The 17,674-nt window shown below is 64.9% G+C and carries 13 protein-coding genes, 1 tRNA gene and 1 pseudogene; 6 read left to right on the top strand and 9 right to left on the bottom strand.

The features are described from left to right. Positions 1-35 precede the first annotated feature (35 nt). On the bottom strand, positions 36-623 hold the full coding sequence (locus M2333_RS03705) for a NifU family protein (RefSeq protein WP_181559983.1): 588 nt from the start codon (positions 621-623) through the stop codon (positions 36-38). 110 nt (positions 624-733) lie between these two features. After that, positions 734-3,688 (bottom strand): M16 family metallopeptidase, encoded by a 2,955-nt coding sequence (locus M2333_RS03710; RefSeq protein WP_264610901.1) that lies wholly within the window; start codon positions 3,686-3,688, stop codon positions 734-736. A gap of 294 nt (positions 3,689-3,982) precedes the next feature. Here M2333_RS03710 and M2333_RS03715 point away from each other — a divergent pair, with 294 nt between their 5' ends. After that, complete coding sequence (locus M2333_RS03715; protein ID WP_264610902.1) at positions 3,983-5,098, top strand: NADH:flavin oxidoreductase; 1,116 nt, start codon at positions 3,983-3,985, stop codon at positions 5,096-5,098. A gap of 72 nt (positions 5,099-5,170) precedes the next feature. Here M2333_RS03715 and M2333_RS03720 read toward each other — a convergent pair. Continuing rightward, positions 5,171-5,247: transfer RNA gene (locus M2333_RS03720), tRNA-Met, on the bottom strand. A 141-nt stretch (positions 5,248-5,388) separates the two neighbouring features. On the opposite strand from M2333_RS03720, the gene M2333_RS03725 reads away from it, so the two are divergent. After that, positions 5,389-6,621: an NAD(P)/FAD-dependent oxidoreductase gene (locus M2333_RS03725; RefSeq protein ID WP_181559980.1), complete on the top strand. Its 1,233-nt coding sequence runs from the start codon at positions 5,389-5,391 to the stop codon at positions 6,619-6,621. Here M2333_RS03725 and M2333_RS03730 read toward each other — a convergent pair. Next, on the bottom strand, positions 6,618-7,025 hold the full coding sequence (locus M2333_RS03730) for a MarR family winged helix-turn-helix transcriptional regulator (protein ID WP_264610903.1): 408 nt from the start codon (positions 7,023-7,025) through the stop codon (positions 6,618-6,620). The genes M2333_RS03725 and M2333_RS03730 overlap by 4 nt on opposite strands. A gap of 310 nt (positions 7,026-7,335) precedes the next feature. On the opposite strand from M2333_RS03730, the gene M2333_RS03735 reads away from it, so the two are divergent. Beyond that, positions 7,336-9,717: a TonB-dependent receptor gene (locus tag M2333_RS03735; RefSeq protein WP_181559978.1), complete on the top strand. Its 2,382-nt coding sequence runs from the start codon at positions 7,336-7,338 to the stop codon at positions 9,715-9,717. A 180-nt stretch (positions 9,718-9,897) separates the two neighbouring features. Here M2333_RS03735 and M2333_RS03740 read toward each other — a convergent pair. Further along, a pseudogene (locus M2333_RS03740) lies at positions 9,898-10,326 on the bottom strand (2'-5' RNA ligase family protein); the annotation flags it as partial. 85 nt (positions 10,327-10,411) lie between these two features. Between M2333_RS03740 and M2333_RS03745 the strand changes: the two are divergent. Then, positions 10,412-10,816 (top strand): sugar transporter, encoded by a 405-nt coding sequence (locus M2333_RS03745; protein ID WP_264610904.1) that lies wholly within the window; start codon positions 10,412-10,414, stop codon positions 10,814-10,816. Between the two features lie 7 nt (positions 10,817-10,823). On the opposite strand, the gene mltG is transcribed toward M2333_RS03745, so the two are convergent. The 3 genes from mltG to M2333_RS03760 form a co-directional block, all read right to left on the bottom strand. After that, the gene (gene mltG, locus M2333_RS03750) at positions 10,824-11,795 is read right to left on the bottom strand and encodes an endolytic transglycosylase MltG (protein WP_264610905.1); all 972 of its coding nucleotides are present in this window, start codon (positions 11,793-11,795) and stop codon (positions 10,824-10,826) included. Positions 11,796-11,803: 8 nt separating this feature from the next. Beyond that, positions 11,804-13,063 carry a beta-ketoacyl-ACP synthase II gene (fabF, locus tag M2333_RS03755; protein WP_264570662.1) on the bottom strand — a complete coding sequence of 420 codons (1,260 nt, stop codon included), beginning with the start codon at positions 13,061-13,063 and terminating at the stop codon, positions 11,804-11,806. A gap of 170 nt (positions 13,064-13,233) precedes the next feature. After that, positions 13,234-13,467: an acyl carrier protein gene (locus M2333_RS03760; RefSeq protein ID WP_181559973.1), complete on the bottom strand. Its 234-nt coding sequence runs from the start codon at positions 13,465-13,467 to the stop codon at positions 13,234-13,236. 249 nt (positions 13,468-13,716) lie between these two features. On the opposite strand from M2333_RS03760, the gene gor reads away from it, so the two are divergent. Then, positions 13,717-15,060, top strand: coding sequence for a glutathione-disulfide reductase (gene gor, locus M2333_RS03765; RefSeq protein WP_264610906.1), 1,344 nt, complete (start codon positions 13,717-13,719; stop codon positions 15,058-15,060). Between the two features lie 21 nt (positions 15,061-15,081). On the opposite strand, the gene M2333_RS03770 is transcribed toward gor, so the two are convergent. Beyond that, positions 15,082-16,455 (bottom strand): helix-turn-helix domain-containing protein, encoded by a 1,374-nt coding sequence (locus M2333_RS03770; RefSeq protein ID WP_264610907.1) that lies wholly within the window; start codon positions 16,453-16,455, stop codon positions 15,082-15,084. Between the two features lie 326 nt (positions 16,456-16,781). Here M2333_RS03770 and M2333_RS03775 point away from each other — a divergent pair, with 326 nt between their 5' ends. After that, positions 16,782-17,555: an enoyl-CoA hydratase-related protein gene (locus M2333_RS03775; protein WP_264575588.1), complete on the top strand. Its 774-nt coding sequence runs from the start codon at positions 16,782-16,784 to the stop codon at positions 17,553-17,555. The last annotated feature ends 119 nt before the right edge of the window (positions 17,556-17,674 follow it).

Raw genomic sequence — 17,674 nt, forward strand, 5'->3', positions numbered from 1 at the left:
TGCGCGTGGGGGAACGATCCGGCGCATCGATCGGCTCAGACGGCCCGGACTTCGGTCACTTCCGGCACATAATGCTTGAGCAGCTGCTCGATGCCGTTCTTGAGTGTCGCGGTTGAGGAGGGGCAGCCGGCGCAGGCGCCCTGCATCCGCAGGAAGACCGTGCCGCGCTCAAAGCCGCGATAGACGATATCGCCGCCATCATTGGCGACGGCGGGGCGCACGCGAGTGTCGATCAATTCGCGGATCTGCGCGACGATGTCGGCATCGGCCGGGTCGTCGCCGGGCATGGCGCCATCGTCCTCATTCTCCGCCGGAACGCGGATATCGTGCGCCGTGCCCGGCGCGAACAGCGGCATGTCCGCCGAGAAATGGTCAAGCAGGATCGCGATTACGTCGGTGCGCAGCGAACTCCACGCAACGCCCGGCGCTGCCGTGACCGAGATGAAATCCCGGCCGAAGAACACCCCGGTCACATCCCCGAGGTTAAACAACGCCTCGGCGAGCGGCGAGGCCGTCGCCTCGTCTGCGCTGGCAAAATCGCGCGTGCCCGAGGTCATGACCGGGCGCCCTGGCAGGAACTTCAGGGTTGCGGGATTGGGGGTCTGCTCGGTTTCGATGAACATGCTGGCTCTCGCGCGAAGGACGGAGGCCGGCTTGAACGCGCGCCGGCCAAGGATGCGACTGGCTCCCATTTGGGCCGTCACCGGCGCTCGTGCAAGGGGCGAGTTGGCGCCTAGCGCGTCGGAGCGGATCCCAATCTGGCCGATGTGCCGAGCGCCGGGGCCGGCGCGCTCTCGGGCAGAACCACCGCGGACCAGCTTTTCTCCGGCACGAGATAGCGGGCAGCGAGCGCCTGCAGGTCGGCCGGCGTGATGCTGGTGAGGTCACGCCCAAGCGCGCGCGCATAGCCGAGCTGGTTCTCGTCGCGGGAGAAGCCCTGCAACTGGTCCATCCAGAAGGCATTGCTGTAGGCCGCGCGCGTCAACAATTGACGCACCGGCGCGATCTGGCGGTTGAGTTCATCCTCCGTCACCGGATTGGTGGTCAGATCGCGCACCAGTTCATCCACGAGCTGATAGAAATACGGGATGCGCTCGGGCTTGAGCTGGGTCTGCACGACCAGGAAGCCGCCGCCGTTCATCCGTTCGGGCCAGTTGCTGGATGCGCTGGGCGTATAGGCCGCACCGTCGATGGAGCGCAGCCGCTCGAACAGCCGGTCGGTGATGATGCGGGCCAGCATCTCAAGCTGGCGGCTCTCGCGAATGTCAGCCACGCCGCTGCCGGTCGGCCAGGCGATGATCGCGGCGGCCTGTTCGTCCGGCCCGTCATGGACGATGCGAACCGGGGTCGCGACATGAGCGGGGAAATTGAGCGCGAGGTTGCGGGCCGGTGGCGGTGCGTCGGCGCGCTTGGGCAGAGCGCCGAAGCTGGCGGCCACGGCGGCAATTGCCTGCTCGACATCGAGATCGCCGAACACCTGGATTTCAATGGGGCCGTTGGCGAGGCGGGGCGCCCAGACCTTGCGGAAGGTATCCAGCGTCAACGCCGTGCGATCATCCGGCGAGGCCGGGCTGAAGCGGGCATCCTTGTCCCGCAGCATCCATTCAAGATCGCGGCCAATGGCTTCCGCAGCGGAGGCCGGCACCGGATCATAGCTCGCCTCAAGCATCGCCATGGAGCGGCGCAGCGGTGCCTCGTCCCAGCGGGGGAAGGCCAGCTTGGAAGCGAACAGGCGCAGCTGATCGGGATAATCCTGCGGGCTGCTCGTGCCGCTGAGCGTAAACGCATCGTCATCAATGCCGAAGTTCAGCGACAGGCGGCGGCCGCTCATCAGATCGTTCAGCTCGCGCTGGCCGAGGTCGCCGATGCCGCTGGCGGTCAGCGCATAGGGCACCGCCCACAAGGCGGCGCGCTCGTCCGGCGCGAAGCTTTGGCGGCCATGGCCCCAGCGCACATTGATGTGCACCTTGCCCGGTTCGGCCTGATTGCCGGCGACCAGCAAGCGAACGCCATTCTCGAACGTGACGTTCTGGATGCCCAGCACGCCGAGGTCAGTGCGCGAGACGACCTTGCCCGGCGCGGGCAACGTGGGCAGCGCGGCCATGGTCACGCGCGAATCGCTCAGGCGCGCGCGGGAATTGGGCTCGACCTGCGCGCTGAAGGCGGTCTGCAGGCGCTGTTCGGCATTGTCCTGCGGCGCACGCAGGCTCAGCAGAGCGCGTTCCACCGTGGCGGAGAACAGCCGGTTGGTCGCCGCGAGCAGTTGCTCGGGCGTCATATATTTTTTGGAGGACTGGTAGATGGCGAGCTGGTCCTGCGGGGAGACGACCGTCTCGCGAATATCCACCGCCTGCACGATGCTCTCGACCTGCTGGGGACTACCCTCAATGGCTGCACTGGCTACCAGCGCAGCGAAGCCTGCTTCCATGCCCTGAAACTCGCGGTCGATATCGACCTGACTGGGGGCGACCCGGCGAGCATCCTCGATGATCGCGCGCACTTCCTGCAGCGCCTTCTCCCAATCGCTCCCATTGGGCACGATGGTCACATAGGTCGCATTGGCCGAGCGCATACTGTTATCCAGCGAGACATTGGCCTGCACGAATGAGGCACCGTCGCTGGCCACGGCTTCGAGGCGCCGATTGATCAGTTCCAGCGCGACCATGTCGGCCAGCCGCATCTGGTTGAAGACGATCGTGTCTTCGTTGAACACCCATGGCCGTAGATAAGCGAGGCCCACGCTATAGGGCACGCTCGGCTCGACGATCACCTTGGTGGCCGGGGCGGAGGGATCGGGCTTGCCGAAGTCGGGCAGTGGCGTCGCGCGACCCTTGGCCTTCCAACCGGAGAAATGCGCGCGGACCATCGCTTCGAGCGCGGCCGGCTCCATGGACCCGGAAATGGCGATCACGGTGCGGTCGGGGCGATACCAGCGGTCGTGGAAGGCACGCAGGGCCTGCGGCGTCGCCTTGAGCAGCGTCTGCTCGGTGCCGATGGGGCTGTGGCTGGCGAGGCGCTGGCCGGCGAAATAGAAAGCGCGGATTTCGTCTCCCAGCCGGGCGCCGGGGCCAAGGCTCTCGCGCCGCTCGGCGAGGATGACGGCGCGTTCGGCCTCCACCGGCGCCTTGCTGATGTTGGGCTGCTGCATCATCCCGGCGAGAATGCGCAGGCTCTCGTCAATGCCTTCGTTCGTCGCGCGCGGCAGATCGAGCGCGTAGGTGGTGCCGGTGGGCGTGGTCTGCGCATTGCTGTCGCTGCCAAACTCGGCGCCCAGCCGCTGCCAGATCCGCTTCGATTCGCCATCGGGCACATCGCGCGATCCGCGGAAGGAGAGATGCTCGATGAAATGCGCAAAGCCGGCTTCGGCAGGCTCTTCCATCAGCGAGCCGACATCCACCCGCACGCGGATCGATACCTGTCCGGCCGGCACATCGTTGCGGCGCACCGCGTAGCGCAGGCCGTTGTCCAGCACGCCGAAATGCCATGCCGGGTCGATGGGCACGTCGCTCTTCTCGTAGAGCCACGGGCGCTCGGCCGGAACAGTGGGCTTGAGCGGCTGCTGGCCTGCCTTGGATTGCGGCTGGAGAAGGCCGGGCACCTCGCCCTGTGCGGCCAGTGGCGCCGAGGCGATCAGGCCGAGGACAACGGTGGTGGAAACGATGGGCCGGAAGATATCGGAAAAGGTCATGATGCCAGTCTATTGCCCATTGCGTGCGGGGTCACCCTGAAACTCAGGGCAATGATGGTCGGGGAAGGAATGCCGGCCTTCGCGGAAGATGAGCGCGCGGGTTGGTTGCGCGTACAGGCGGTCGGTCGGCACGCCGCAGGTATCGCATCCCAGCCTGAACGCCAGATGACCGCGCTTGTGGCTGGGTCTGCCTGATGGGGCGCTGCCGGCAAATCCTCTCCGACATTTGGCATTTGGCGTCGCGCGCCTATCTACCAAGCCGACGACCCACTCTGAACCCTGGAGTTACCGGCTATGCCTGGCATTGGCGACGTACTTTTTCGGCCTTTTAAGTTCAAATCGCTCTCCCTCCCCAATCGCATCGTGATGGCGCCGATGACGCGGGCGAAGGCGCCTGGCGGCATCCCCGGCCAGCCCAACGCGGACTATTACCGGCGACGGGCCGAGGGCGGGGCAGGGCTCATTCTCTCGGAAGGCACGGTGATCGACCGGCCAGCCTCGCGCAACGATCCGGGCATTCCGTTCTTCCATGGCGAGGCGGCGCTGGCCGGCTGGGCGGGAGTGATCGAGGCGGTCCATGCCGCCGGCGGGCGAATGGGGCCGCAGCTCTGGCACACCGGCTCGACTCGCACCGGTAGCGGCTGGGAGCCGGACGCGCCGGTTGAAAGCCCCTCCGGTCTGCTCGCCCCCGGCGAACCGCGCGGCGTCGCGATGACCGAAGAGGATATCGCCGATACCGTGGCGGCCTTCGCCAAGGCAGCCGCCGACGCCAAGCGCCTCGGCTTCGACACCATCGAGATCCACGGCGCCCATGGCTATCTGATCGATCAGTTCTTCTGGTCTGGTACCAATGTTCGCGAGGATCGATATGGCGGATCTACCATCCGCGAGCGGGCGCGCTTTGCCGGTGAGGTCGTCGCCGCCATTCGCGCTGCGGTCGGGCCAGATTTCCCGGTGATCCTGCGCGTCAGCCAGTGGAAGCAGCAGGATTATTCCGCCCGTCTGGCCGCAACACCGGCCGAGATGGAGGATTGGCTGCAGCCGCTGGTGGATGCCGGCGTCGATATCCTCCACTGCTCGCAGCGCCGCTTCTGGGAGCCTGAATTCCCGGAGATCGACGGCGAGGCCGGCCTCAATTTTGCCGGCTGGGCCAAGAAGCTAACCGGCGCGCCGACGATCAGCGTCGGGTCCGTCGGCCTCTCGGGCGAGTTTCTGGCGGCTTTCGGCGGTGAAAGCTCGACAAGCGTGGAGCTCAATCGCCTGATTGAGCGGATGGAGCGCGACGAATTCGACCTCATCGCCGTAGGCCGCGCGCTGATCAGCGATCCGCAATGGCCCCGCAAGGTGCAGCAGCAGGATTGGAGCGACCTTAAGGGTTTCAGTCCGGCGGACCTGCAGGAACTCGTCTGAGCAGGGGAGGGCGCGCCACGTCCATGGCGCGCTCTTCCAGCCTCGGCTTTGCGATCTACGTTGCTGGAAGGATGGTAGCGGAGGAGGGACTCGAACCCCCGACACGCGGATTATGATTCCGCTGCTCTAACCGGCTGAGCTACTCCGCCCCAAGGGCTTGCTGCCGCCTTGCGGCGTCAGGCCGGCGCGCTATACGCAGGCGAAATCGGATGGTCAATGGTTGACCGTTCGATTGCGGCACCTTCGTTTCTCTGGCAAGGCCGCGGGGTAATTTGCATTGGGGAGATGACGTGCAGCATTTCGACTGCTTGATCGTGGGGGGAGGCCATGCCGGTGCACAGGCGGCGATCCTGCTTCGCCAGCTCAAATATGAGGGCTCCGTTGGCCTGATCGGCGATGAGCCGGAATTTCCTTATGAGCGTCCGCCGCTGTCCAAGGACTATCTGGCCGGCGAAAAGACCTTCGAGCGCATCCTGCTGCGCCCGGCCAACTTCTGGACGGATCAGGCGATTTCGCTGTTCCTCGGGGAGCGGGTCAAGACGATCGATCCGGTCGCGCATCAGGTGGTCACGGCCAAGGGCACGGAATTTTCCTATGGCAAGCTGATCTGGGCGGGTGGTGGCTCGGCCCGGCGGCTGTCCTGTCCGGGCTCGACGGCGAGCGGCCTGTTCACCGTGCGGTCGCGCGCCGATGTCGATGGGTTGATGGCCATTCTGCCCACGGCGGAGCGGTTCGCCATCGTCGGCGGCGGCTATATCGGCCTTGAAGCGGCGGCAGTGCTGAGCAAGCTCGGCAAGCAGGTCACGCTTCTGGAGGCGCAGGAGCGGCTGCTGGCGCGCGTTGCCGGGCCGGAACTGTCCGACTTCTTCGCGCAGGAACATCGCGCCCATGGTGTGGACGTGCGCCTCTCGGCCTCGGTGGATGCCATCGAGACCGGTGATCAGGGGCAGGCCACCGGCGTTCGGTTGGCCGATGGCGAGGTGATCCCGGCTGATGCGGTGATCGTCGGTATCGGCATTGTGCCGGAGACCGGGCCGCTGATTCTCGCGGGGGCGAGCGGCGGCAACGGCGTGGATGTCGATCAATATTGCGAGACCTCGCTGCCTGACGTCTACGCGATCGGCGATTGCGCCGCGCATGAGAACCGCTTTGCGGCGGGGCGCCGGATGCGGCTCGAATCGGTGCAGAATGCCAATGATCAGGCACGCACGGCCGTGCAGCATATCATGGGTAACCCCGCTCCCTACGAGGCGGTGCCGTGGTTCTGGTCCAACCAATATGATCTGCGCTTGCAGACGATCGGCCTGTCGCTGGATTTCGACGAGTGCATCGTGCGCGGCGATCCGGCTTCGCGCAGCTTCTCGGTCGTCTATCTGCGGCAGGGGCATGTCATCGCGCTCGACTGCGTCAACCGCACCAAGGATTATGTGCAGGGCCGCGCCCATGTCGTCGCCGGGAGCCGCCTGGACCGGGCGCAACTGGCGGATGGCGAAATTCCGTTGAAAGAGGTCGGCGTCGCCTAGCGGCTGAGGTCGGACGCGTTCGAGGGGGATAAGCCCTCGGCGCGCGCCGGCCTGATCTTGCGCAGCAGATCGATCAGCAGCTGTTGCTCCTGTGTATCGAGATGCGCCAGAAGCTGGGCTTCGTGCCGGTGGATGCGTGCGGCGGCCTCGGTGAAGGCGGCGGCGCCCTTGTCCGTCAGCGTAAGGGAAAACGCCCTGCGGTCCGCTGTCGAAGGCCGGCGCGTCACGAAATCGAGCGCGACGAGCTGATTGACCAGGGTCACCATATTGGTGCGCTTGATGCCGAGCGCGGTGCCCACCCGGCCCTGGCTGATGCCGGGATTGGCAGAGACGACCGACAACACAGCAAAGAGCACTTGCCGCATGTCGCTATCGGCAAAGGTGCGGGAGAAGTCGGCAGACATTACCGCGAAGGCGCGGCGAAGATGATAGCCGGCCAGATCGCCCAGAAGACCGAGCGAAAGCGCATCGGACGGTTCGGCAGATTGGTCGATGGCTCCCCTCCTGATGCTTGCGGTTGCCTCATGGCCATGGCTTCCCGCCTGAAAATCATTTCCCAGCTAAGGGTGTGTTGCGCGTATATCACAGCCGCGCACTGATTGTTATGCCGCATTGCTAGTTGCGCATGATGGGCTTATTTTCGCGGCCAGGTCAATGCCCTGCGGGGCACGCGCGGCCCCGCTGCGCCGACCAAGAAACCACAGGGAGGATATCATGAAAGCCCCATTTCTCATTGGCGCAGCGCTCGGCGCGCTGATCTCCACGCCGCTCTTGGCGCAGGATACGGCCGCGACCCAGACGCCCCAGGCGATGGATACGGAATCGGATGCCGGCACGATCATCGTGACTGCGCGTCGCCGGGCCGAATCCCTGCAGGATACGCCGGTCGCGATCTCCGCCTTCGATGCGCAGGTGCTCGAAGACCGTCAGATTAACCAGACGTCCGATCTCGAGACGATCACACCCAACCTCCAGTTCAAGACGGCGGGCCAGCTCTCCGGCAACTCCGCCGCGACGGTGGTGTTCATCCGCGGTATCGGCCAGCTCGATCCCACGGCGGCGGTCGATCCGGGCGTGGGCATCTATCTGGATGAAGTCTATGTCGGCCGCGCCGTCGGTGGCGCCATCGACTTCGGCGATATCGCCGGCGTTGAAGTGCTGCGCGGCCCGCAGGGCACGCTGTTCGGCCGCAACACCATTGGCGGTGCCATTCTCGTGCGCACCAAGCAACCTGAGCTGGGCCGGTTTGGTGCGGATGTGCGCCTGCGCCTTGGTTCGGACAGTCTGATGGAAGGCTTTGCCGCCCTCAACATTCCGCTGGGCGACACGTTGGCGGCGCGCGTCTCGGGCGGTTTCCGCAAGCGCGATGGCTATGTGATCCGCGAATATGACGGCATTGATCTCGGCAATGACGATAGCGCGACGCTGAATGGCGCGCTCTATTGGGAAGCCAGCCCGGACATCAAGGTGAACATCCGCGGTGACTACACCAAGCGGGACGAGAACGGTGCGCCGTTCGTCTTCGCCGGCGTGAACCGGAACGCACCGGTCGCGGCGATCGCGAGCGTGGCGGCCGGCTGCCCCGGCGCGACCATCCCGTTCGCGCCGCTCACGCCGGGCGATCCGCGCTTCGGTGCGCCGAACGTGCCGCAGATCAACGATGCTCGCTGCGCCAACAATTTCCAGGACAAGGGCCCGTTCGTCAATGGCGGCACGGCCCCGGTGCTGAGTACTTCGGAAGTCTGGGGCGTCTCGGGCACGGTCACCGCGAATGTGACCTCTAATGTCCTGCTGAAGTCGATCAGCGCCTATCGCTCCACCCAGTCGCGCGGCGTGCGCGATGCGGACAATACCCCGCTGCTGCTGATCACCACGGATGTGGGCTCGCAGTCCGACCAGTATAGCCAGGAACTCCAGCTGCAGTATGAATCGCCGGTGCTCAACGGCATCATCGGTGGCTATTACTTCAATGAGAAGACCAACGAGCGGGCGACCGTGCCGCTGGCCTTCCCGCCGTCGCCGCCGGTCATCGGGTCCCTGCTGGCAGGCGGCCCCGGCTCGCGCGACCTGCAGGTTTCTGATCTGGAAACGGATTCCATCGCGGTATTCGGCGAGCTTTCGGTCAAGCCGATCCAGAATCTCGAGATTTCTGGCGGTTTGCGCTACACGCGGGACAAGAAGAAATATCACGGCATCGTGTTCAACCTGTTCCCAGCCACGCTGCCGGACCCGGATCCGCTGCCGACGCTGGCGATCCCGCAGGGTGGCCCGCTGTTCATCTATCCGGGCCCCTATTCGCAGAGCTTCTCTGCGCTGACCGGCTCGGCGAGCGTGCGCTATTCGTGGACGCGCAATGTCAGCACCTACATTTCCTACTCGCGCAGCTTCAAGTCGGGCGGCTTCAACACCCGCTACAATGCGGCGCCTCCGGGCAATGTGCCGACGCCGTTCGACGAGGAGAAGGTGGATAGCTACGAGATCGGCGCCAAGTTCGATTTCGGCGATTTCCGCTTCAACGCGGCGGCTTTCCAGGCGGATTACAGCAATATCCAGCTGATCTTCCGTCAGGGTGTCGTGCCGCTGCTGTTCAACGGCGGCAAGGCGCGTATTCGCGGGCTTGAAGGCGAGCTGAGCTATCATCCGCGCGCTTACGGCCTGCGGATCGACATCGCGGCGAGCACGCTCAACGATGAGATCCTGAGCATCACGCCTGTTCCGGGCGCGACGGCGACGGTTCAGCCGGGCGATGACCTGCCGTTCACGCCCTCTTTCCAGGGCAATTTCGGCATCGGCTATGAGATCCCGCTCAACGACGACGTGACGCTGACGCCTCGCTTCGACGGCAATTACAGCGCCAGCCTCAAGTTCATCACCGGCAGCGTGCCGGAGATCGAGCAGGACGGCTATTTCGTCGGCAATGCATCCGTCACGCTCGCCAACAAGGCGACCGGGTGGAAGCTGACCGGCGGCGTGCAGAACCTGTTCGACGAGCTGTATCTGGTGCAGGGCAATGCGTCGCTCGGCACGCTCGGCTATGCCGAGAAGATCTACGCACGTCCGCGCAGCTGGTATGTGCAGGCGTCGATCTCGTTCTGATTGTGACGAAACGGCCGGCAAGGCCCGGCTGATGCAGCGGCCCGCTTCGTGATGAAGCGGGCCGTTTCGTTTGTGACGACGATCAGCGACGAAGCGGTGCTGGCTCAGGGCAGACCAGGGGCCGCCTTCATAAACCCATACCGCAAGGCCGGCGATGCCAAGAGGGGCAGGGCGGATCTGTGTCCGCAACAGCGCCAGCGTCTCCTTCGCGACGGAGGGAGCGACCTTGTTCTGGACCGTGATGTGCAGGCGCTTGAGTGCGTGGTCCTGCGGGATGAGGTGCCGCTCAAACCGCTCGGCGATCATGGCGCGTATGTCGAGAAGTTCGCCACTCTCCACCGCCAGCGCGACAAGGCCGCCTGACCCGAACGGCTCGCCCAGACTGGCCGGAGGTGGGGGACGATCGACCAGTCCCTTCAGCATCGTCCGCAGTTCGGCATGCAGGGAAGGCGGGAGATGGTGGAACAAGGTGATGTGGGCGGGCACCTGATTGCGAGCGGCGGGATAATGGGTCTGACGCAGCCCGTCGGCCCATGCTTGGTCCGCGCTCCTCAACTGAGCGGTGACGATGAGGGGGCCGCGGGGCAGTTCGAGGACAGTTTGCGTCATGTCAGAACCGGGCTAAATGGCCGTGCAACAAGCCATGGGGAGGGGGTGTGTGATGACGGGTGTGGGGGACCATCGCAGCCGGAGCATGTCGCGGATTCCGGCTATTCTGTTTCTGATATGGACCCTGATCGGCATCGCCGCCTTCCTTGTCCAATCGACCGCCAATCTCGAAGAGCTGGCCATGGCCGATCCCTATCAGGCGGAAATCTGGGCCAACATGCCGCGCTGGGCCTGGCTGAGCTACGGCGTGGCCGTTGTTGCCGCGTTTGCCGGCGCCGTTGCCCTTCTGGCACGGCGTGCCGCCGCCGTCTGGTTCTCGGTCATCGCGCTGATCGCCATATTGGTCCAGTTCAGCTACTCCTTCATCGGCACCGATCTGCTGGCGGTCAAGGGCACCAGTGCGGCGCTGTTCCCGGCCTTCATCGTGCTGATTGCGCTGCTGCAACTGGGCTATGCGCTGCGGTTGCGGAGCAGGGGTTTGCTCCGCTGAGCAAAGCTCACATTTCGCCGCGTTGACGGCGGATGTCATACCATTTGCGCACGTTCGCATTATGCTCTGCCAGCGTTTCCGCGAAGATATGCCCGCCCTTGCCATCCGCGACGAAGTAGCGCGCTTTCGTTGCCGCCGGCCGCAGCACGGCCTCGATGGAACTGCGTCCGGGGTTGGCGATCGGCCCCTTGGGCAGGCCGGTCATCGCATAGGTATTATAGTCGTTCACCGCGCGAATCTCCGACTGGAGGATGCGGCGCCCAAGCGGCTTGCCCTTGGTGATCGGGTAGATGATCGTGGGGTCGGCCTGCAGCATCATGCCCTCGCGCAGCCGATTGGCGTAGACACCGGCCACCGTCGGTCGCTCGGCGGGGATGGAGGTTTCCTTCTCCACGATGCTGGCAAGGGTGATCGCTTGTTGCGGCGTGCGCACGGGCGTGGTGCTAGCGCGTTTCGGCCATTGTTGCGCGATGAAGCTGGTCATTGCCGCCTGCATCCGGCCCAGCACTGCCGCGCGGGTCTCGCCTTTCTGATAGCCGTAGCTGTCGGGCATCACCGAGCCTTCTTCGGGCACGGGAATGTTTCCGATCAGCTCGGCATTGGCCATCAGCCGCTCATGCACGAGGATGGAGGGCATGCCTTCTGGGATGGTGACGAGATGGACGAGGGTCTTGCCGCTCTGGAGAATGCCCAGAATGTCAGCACTGCTCGCCCGCCGGGGAATGCGATATTCGCCCGCCTTGATCGATCCATCCGGCCCCAGCACCCGCGCGCGGGCAAGGAAGGCGGTGGCGGAGCCGACGGCGCCTTGCGCCTCCAGCTCATCGGCCGCCTTGCGCAGCGTCGCGCCCTCGGGAACGATGATCGTCGCGTCGGCCTCAAGCGGGCCCGGCCTCGACCAGCCATGGACGAAGAGAAGCGCCGCAACGGCCAGTCCGGCCAGCAGCAGAGCAGCGACCGTGAGGACGATGCGGCGCATTGCGGCCGTCAGAGAGCCTTGAGCACAAGGCTGGCGTTGGTGCCGCCAAAGCCGAAGCTGTTGTTGAGCACGGCCTTGACCTTCCGCTGCTTTGCCGTGTGCGGAACGAGGTCGACACCCTGGCAGCTGTCGCTGGGATCATCCAGGTTGAGCGTGGGCGGCACGATCTGGTCACGCATCGCAAGGATGCAGAAGATCGTCTCGACTGCACCGGCACCGCCGAGCAGATGCCCGATGGCCGACTTGGTGGACGACATCGACATGGTCTCCAGGGCCGGGCCGAACAGCCGCCGCACTGCACCCAGCTCCAGCTCGTCGCCGAGCGGGGTGGAGGTGCCGTGGGCGTTCACATAGTCGATATCGGCAAGCGAAAGCCCGGACCTGCGCATGGCCATTTCCATCGCCCGATAGGCGCCCGAGCCTTCCGGATGGGGTGCCGTGACATGATAGGCATCGCCCGAGAGACCGTAGCCGAGGATCTCTGCGTAGATCTTCGCACCGCGCACCTTGGCGTGCTCATATTCTTCCAGCACAACCACGCCGGCCCCTTCGCCCATGACGAAGCCATCGCGAGCCTGATCCCACGGACGGCTGGCGCGCCAGGGTTCGTCGCGAAATTCGGTCGACAGCGCGCGCGCCTGACCGAAACCGGCAATGCCGATCGGGCAGATGGCGCTTTCCGCGCCGCCGGCGAGCATCACATCGGCATCGTCGAGCGCGATCATCCGCGCCGCGTCGCCGATCGAGTGAACGCCCGTCGCGCAGGCCGTAACGACGGCGTGATTAGGGCCCATCAGGCCATATTTGATCGAGACCTGACCGGAGATCAGGTTGATCAGGCGACCGTGGACGAAGTGCGGGGAGACCCGCTTGGGGCCCTTGTGCTCCAGCACCAGCGATTCGCTCTCGATGCCCGGCAGACCGCCAATGCCCGAGCCGATCGAACAGCCGGTGCGCAGACGCTCGGCTTCGCTCATCTCAGTCAGGCCGGCATCTTCTATGGCCTGGCCGGCCGCGTCGATGCCATAGACGATGAACGGATCGACCTGACGCTGGACCTTGTGATCCACGCGCTTGTTCGGGTCGAAGCCGAATTCATGATCCGGGGCCTTCACTTCGCAGGCGTAATTGGTGTGGAAATCGGTCGCGTCGAAACGGGTGATCGTTTCCGCGCCCGACCGGCCGGCGATGATGTTCTTCCAGCTTGTCTCCACGTCGCCGCCAAGGGGCGAAACCATGCCGAGACCTGTTACGACGACACGACGCATTTCACTCTCCTGATCCAGTCACCCGGCCAGTTGCCCGGAACGCCGGGCGCTGATCAAACACGAACGGCCCTCCCATGGCGAGTCAAACCCGCAACCGGAGAGCCGTATCCATGTGTATTCACTGGCCGGTGCATGTCCGCGACGAGGCCGCGAACCGGGCTCCCGCTATCTTACTGCTTGCCGTCGATGAAATCGATCGCGTCCTTGACGGTGGCGATCTTCTCGGCAGCATCGTCGGGGATTTCGACGCCGAACTCTTCCTCAAAAGCCATGACGAGCTCGACGATGTCGAGGCTGTCAGCGCCCAGATCGTCGATGAAGCTCGCGTCTTCGGTCACCTTGTCCGCCTCGACGCCGAGGTGCTCGACGACGATCTTCTTCACGCGATCCGCGGTCTCACTCATGAGAGGTCCTTTGCTTTACTTTGGTCTTCAATCTGGAGATGCCCTAGAGCCTAGGGCCGGGCGTGACAAGAGGCTAGCGATAGCGGGCGCAATTGCCCCGTGCGCGGCGCCTTTCCGTCCACTCACAGCGTTGCGCGGCGCCGGAAGACGTAGCGAATCTGGTGGCGCCCCTCGCAAAATTGCTTTGCGCGCGGTGCGCTCACGCCCATATGCGCGGACACGATCAAGATAATCCGAGGATCCCTCCTGATGAGCGACTATGACTTTGACCTGTTCGTAATCGGTGCTGGGTCGGGCGGCGTGCGGGCTTCGCGCATTGCGGCCGCGCATGGCGCCAGGGTCGCCGTGGCGGAGGAGCACAAGGTCGGCGGAACATGCGTGATCCGGGGCTGCGTGCCCAAGAAGCTGCTCGTCTACGGCGCCCACTTTGCCGAGGACATCAAGGATGCCCGGCGTTTTGGCTGGAATGTCTCTGATTGCAGCTTTGATTGGCCGACCCTGCGCGACAATGTGATCGGCGAGGTCTCCCGGCTCGAAGGGCTCTATCAGCAGACACTCGACAATAACAAGGTGACGACCTTCCATGAGCGCGCAACGGTGGAGGGGCCTCATGAGGTGCGTCTGGCCAGCGGCAAGCTGGTGACCGCCAAGGTCATCCTCATCGCGGTCGGCGCCTGGCCGAATGTGCCTGACGTGCCCGGCGCGGAACTGGGGATCACCTCCAACGAGGTCTTCCATCTGGAAAAGATGCCCAAGCGCGTCGCGATCTTCGGCGGCGGCTATATCGCCAACGAGTTCGCCGGCATTTTCCACGAGTTCGCCTGTCAGGTGACGGTGTTGCTGCGCGGCGACCAGATCCTGCGCGGCTATGACGAGCAGATTCGCGACCGGCTGCTGCAGATCAGCATGGCCAAGGGCATCAACTTCCGCTTCAACGCGCCGCTCGAAAAGATCGAGAAGCAGGAGGACGGCTCCCTCAAGGTCTTTATCGAGGGGGGCGATCCGATCGAGACCGATCTGGTGCTGTTCGCCACCGGCCGCAATCCCAAGATTGACGGGCTTGGCCTGGACAAGGTTGGCGTGGAGACGGCGAAGGGCGCGATTAAGGTCGACGAATATAGCCGCACCAATGTCGAGAGCATTTACGCGGTGGGCGACGTGACCGATCGGGTACAGCTCACCCCGGTGGCGATCCGGGAAGGCCATGCCTTTGCCGACACCGTGTTCGGCGGCAATCCGCGGACAGTGGATTATGGCTGCATTCCATCCGCCGTGTTCAGCCATCCGCCGATCGGCGCGGTCGGTATGACCGAGGGCGAGGCACGCAACACGCTGGGCGCGGTCAAGGTCTATACCTCCGACTTCCGGCCGATGAAGAACACGCTGGCCAATCGCAACGAGCGCAGCCTCTACAAGCTGGTGTGCGAGGAAACGACGGGGCGGGTGGTCGGCATCCACATGATCGGCCCGGATGCGCCCGAGATTCTGCAAGCGGCGGCCATCGCGGTGAAGGCGGGCCTGACCAAGGACGATTTCGACGCCACCGTCGCGCTGCACCCCAGCATGGCGGAAGAGCTGGTGCTGATGCGCTGAAGGTTCAGGCCGGCACGCCCTTCAGCCGATGCTGTAGGGAATGACGTGCCGGCCATCCCGCTCGACATGGATCGGGCGGTCGATGGGCGGGAAGGCGCGCTGTGGGCAGCCTTCGCGCGGGCACAGGCGACAACCCGGCCCGATGGGGGTGACTGCGGCATCATCGGCGAGGTCCAGCCCGTCCGCCCAGGCGAGATGGGCGGCATAATCGCGTTCGCAGGCGAGCACGATGGCATGGCGGCGGTCCGGTCGCGCGATGGCGCGGGCGAGCAGGATATAGTGCACGCCATCGGGCATTTCCGCGCGCTCTGCTCCGCTGTACTCGGGCCGCGTCGGCGCCTCGTGCAGCCTCAGGCGGGGGCAGAGCGGGCCATAGCTGCCAAAGTCCAGCCGCGTGGCGCTGTGTCGTTTGGTGATGTTGCCGGCGGGATCAATGCGACAGAAGAAGAAGGGAATGCCGCGCTGCCCCGGTCGCTGCAGCGTGGCAAGCCGATGCGCGACCTGCTCGATGCTTACGCCAAACCGCGCCGCCAACGCATCGACATCATGGCGGAGCGTCCGGGCCGTCTCGCGGAACAGGCCATAAGGCATGAGCAAGGCTGCAGCGCCATAATTGACGAGCGCGTGATGCAGCAGGGCATCGGCAGGCGCGCCGACCGGATGCTGAGCGATGACCGCGTGCATGGTGGGATCGGCCAGCCCGCGCAAATGCACGATATGGCTGGCGAGCTGGAAGGCGATGCTCGTGGCGGGCAGGCGATCATTGACGTGCAAGGTCCGGAAATCGGGGGAGGGCGCGCGCAACAGCGTGGTCTTGAGTGGTTCGCGACTGACGGTGCAATCATGCTCGTCACGCAGTGCCGCGCTGAGCGTTGCAATGGTGGCTTCGGGATTGGCGCGCGGGCCGATGCTGAGCTGCATGGCGAGATCTTCGGCGGCGGTGTCGAGATCGTGGAAATAATTGTCGAACAGCCGCAGCCGATCGCTCACCTGATCGAAGGTGGCCCGTGCGCCCGGCAGCAGGCCGTTCCCTAGCGCCTGTTCGGCCATGGCCAGTCGACCCTCGGTCTGCCGGAGCGCGTGATGTAACTCGACATAGCGCGCCGCGAATTCAGGATATTGGACATGCAGCCGCTCGGTCCGCTCGGGATCGGGGGGCGGTGAGCGATGGCCGGGATTGGCGAGCGCCCAGTTGAAGGCGCCGAGCAACTGCTCTTCAGGCCGGGCATCGAAATCGGACCAGTCGAGCGGAAAGGCCGCCGCCAGCGCGGCCTTTACCCGTGCGGTCAGGGGACGGTCGTTATTCTCCAGTTGCGAGAGATAGGAGACGGAGATGCCCAGCAGCCGCGCCATGTCCGCCTGATCGAGCCGGCTCTGCAGACGCAGGTCGCGCACTTTCTGGCCAACGAACAATCTGTTTCCGCGTGGCAAGGACTGTCTCCGGGGTGCGAGTCGGGGTGAGGGATCGCCGCACTGGCCGGGACAGTGGGCACGATCCGCAAATTTTTCATCCGCGGGTTAGCGCCTGTGCCGATAAACCAGGACGTCCTTCAAGACGCCCGCACCGTAGCGGAACCAGCTCATTTCGCAATTCCGCAAATTGCTGCTCGTGTTTGCCGATCCATACTCGCTCTGGCGCGACGCTTGCCGCGCGCGGGTACGATGCTAGCCTGCGCCCAGTCAGAACAGCGGTCGGTAACCGCGCCGCAAGGGAGGATCGATTGAGCGAGATCGTGCTGTCCACGCTGGACGATGGGGTGCTGACCCTTGCCCTTAACCGCCCCGAGCGGCTCAATGCCCTTTCCACCGGCCTGCTGGCAGACCTGACCCGCAAGCTCGATGAGGGCGTGCGTGCAGGTGCGCGGGCCGTGTTGATCACCGGGACGGGCAGGGCGTTCTGCTCCGGCGCGGATCTGGCCGATAGCGAAGGCATCGGCGCCGATCTCGGGGAAACCCTGGCGACCTATTACCATCCTCTGTTCCTGCGGCTGGCCGGGCTCGATATCCCGGTGGTGAGCGCGATCAACGGGCCGGCGGTTGGCGCCGGCGTCGCCTTGGCGCTGGCCGCCGACATCGTGGTGATGGCGCGCTCTGCCTATCTGCAGCTTGGCTTCGTCAATATCGGGCTCGTGCCCGATGCCGGGGCGACATGGCTGGTCGCGAAGAGCGCCGGGCGCGCCAAGGCGCTCGAACTGGCGCTTCTTGGTGAGCCGATGAGCGCTCAGGAGGCGCAGGACGCCGGACTGGTCGCCCGCGTGACCGACGACGAGAGGCTCGGCGAAACCGCACGCGGTCTTGCTCTCAAACTCGCGCAAGGGCCGACCCGCGCCATCGGCATGATCCGTAAGCAGGTCGCTGCCGCACTCAATCACAGCCTGTCGGAGACGATGGGCATCGAAGCCGCCAATCAGGCAGCGGCCGGCCACAGCGCGGATTTTCAGGAGGGCGTCGCGGCCTTTCTGGAGAAGCGGGTGCCGCGCTTCCAGGGGGATTGAGCGAGAAACGCTACGGAATTCGGCTCGTCGGTCGAGCCGAAAACTGCGATTTTTCTTTGCGTCATCTTTCCTGGTTTGTGAGCACCATTTGATCGATCTGACGATAGCCCGTTCGTTTC

It is taken from the genome of Sphingobium sp. B11D3B (assembly GCF_025961735.1).
In the GTDB taxonomy this organism is placed as follows: Bacteria; Pseudomonadota; Alphaproteobacteria; order Sphingomonadales; family Sphingomonadaceae; genus Sphingobium.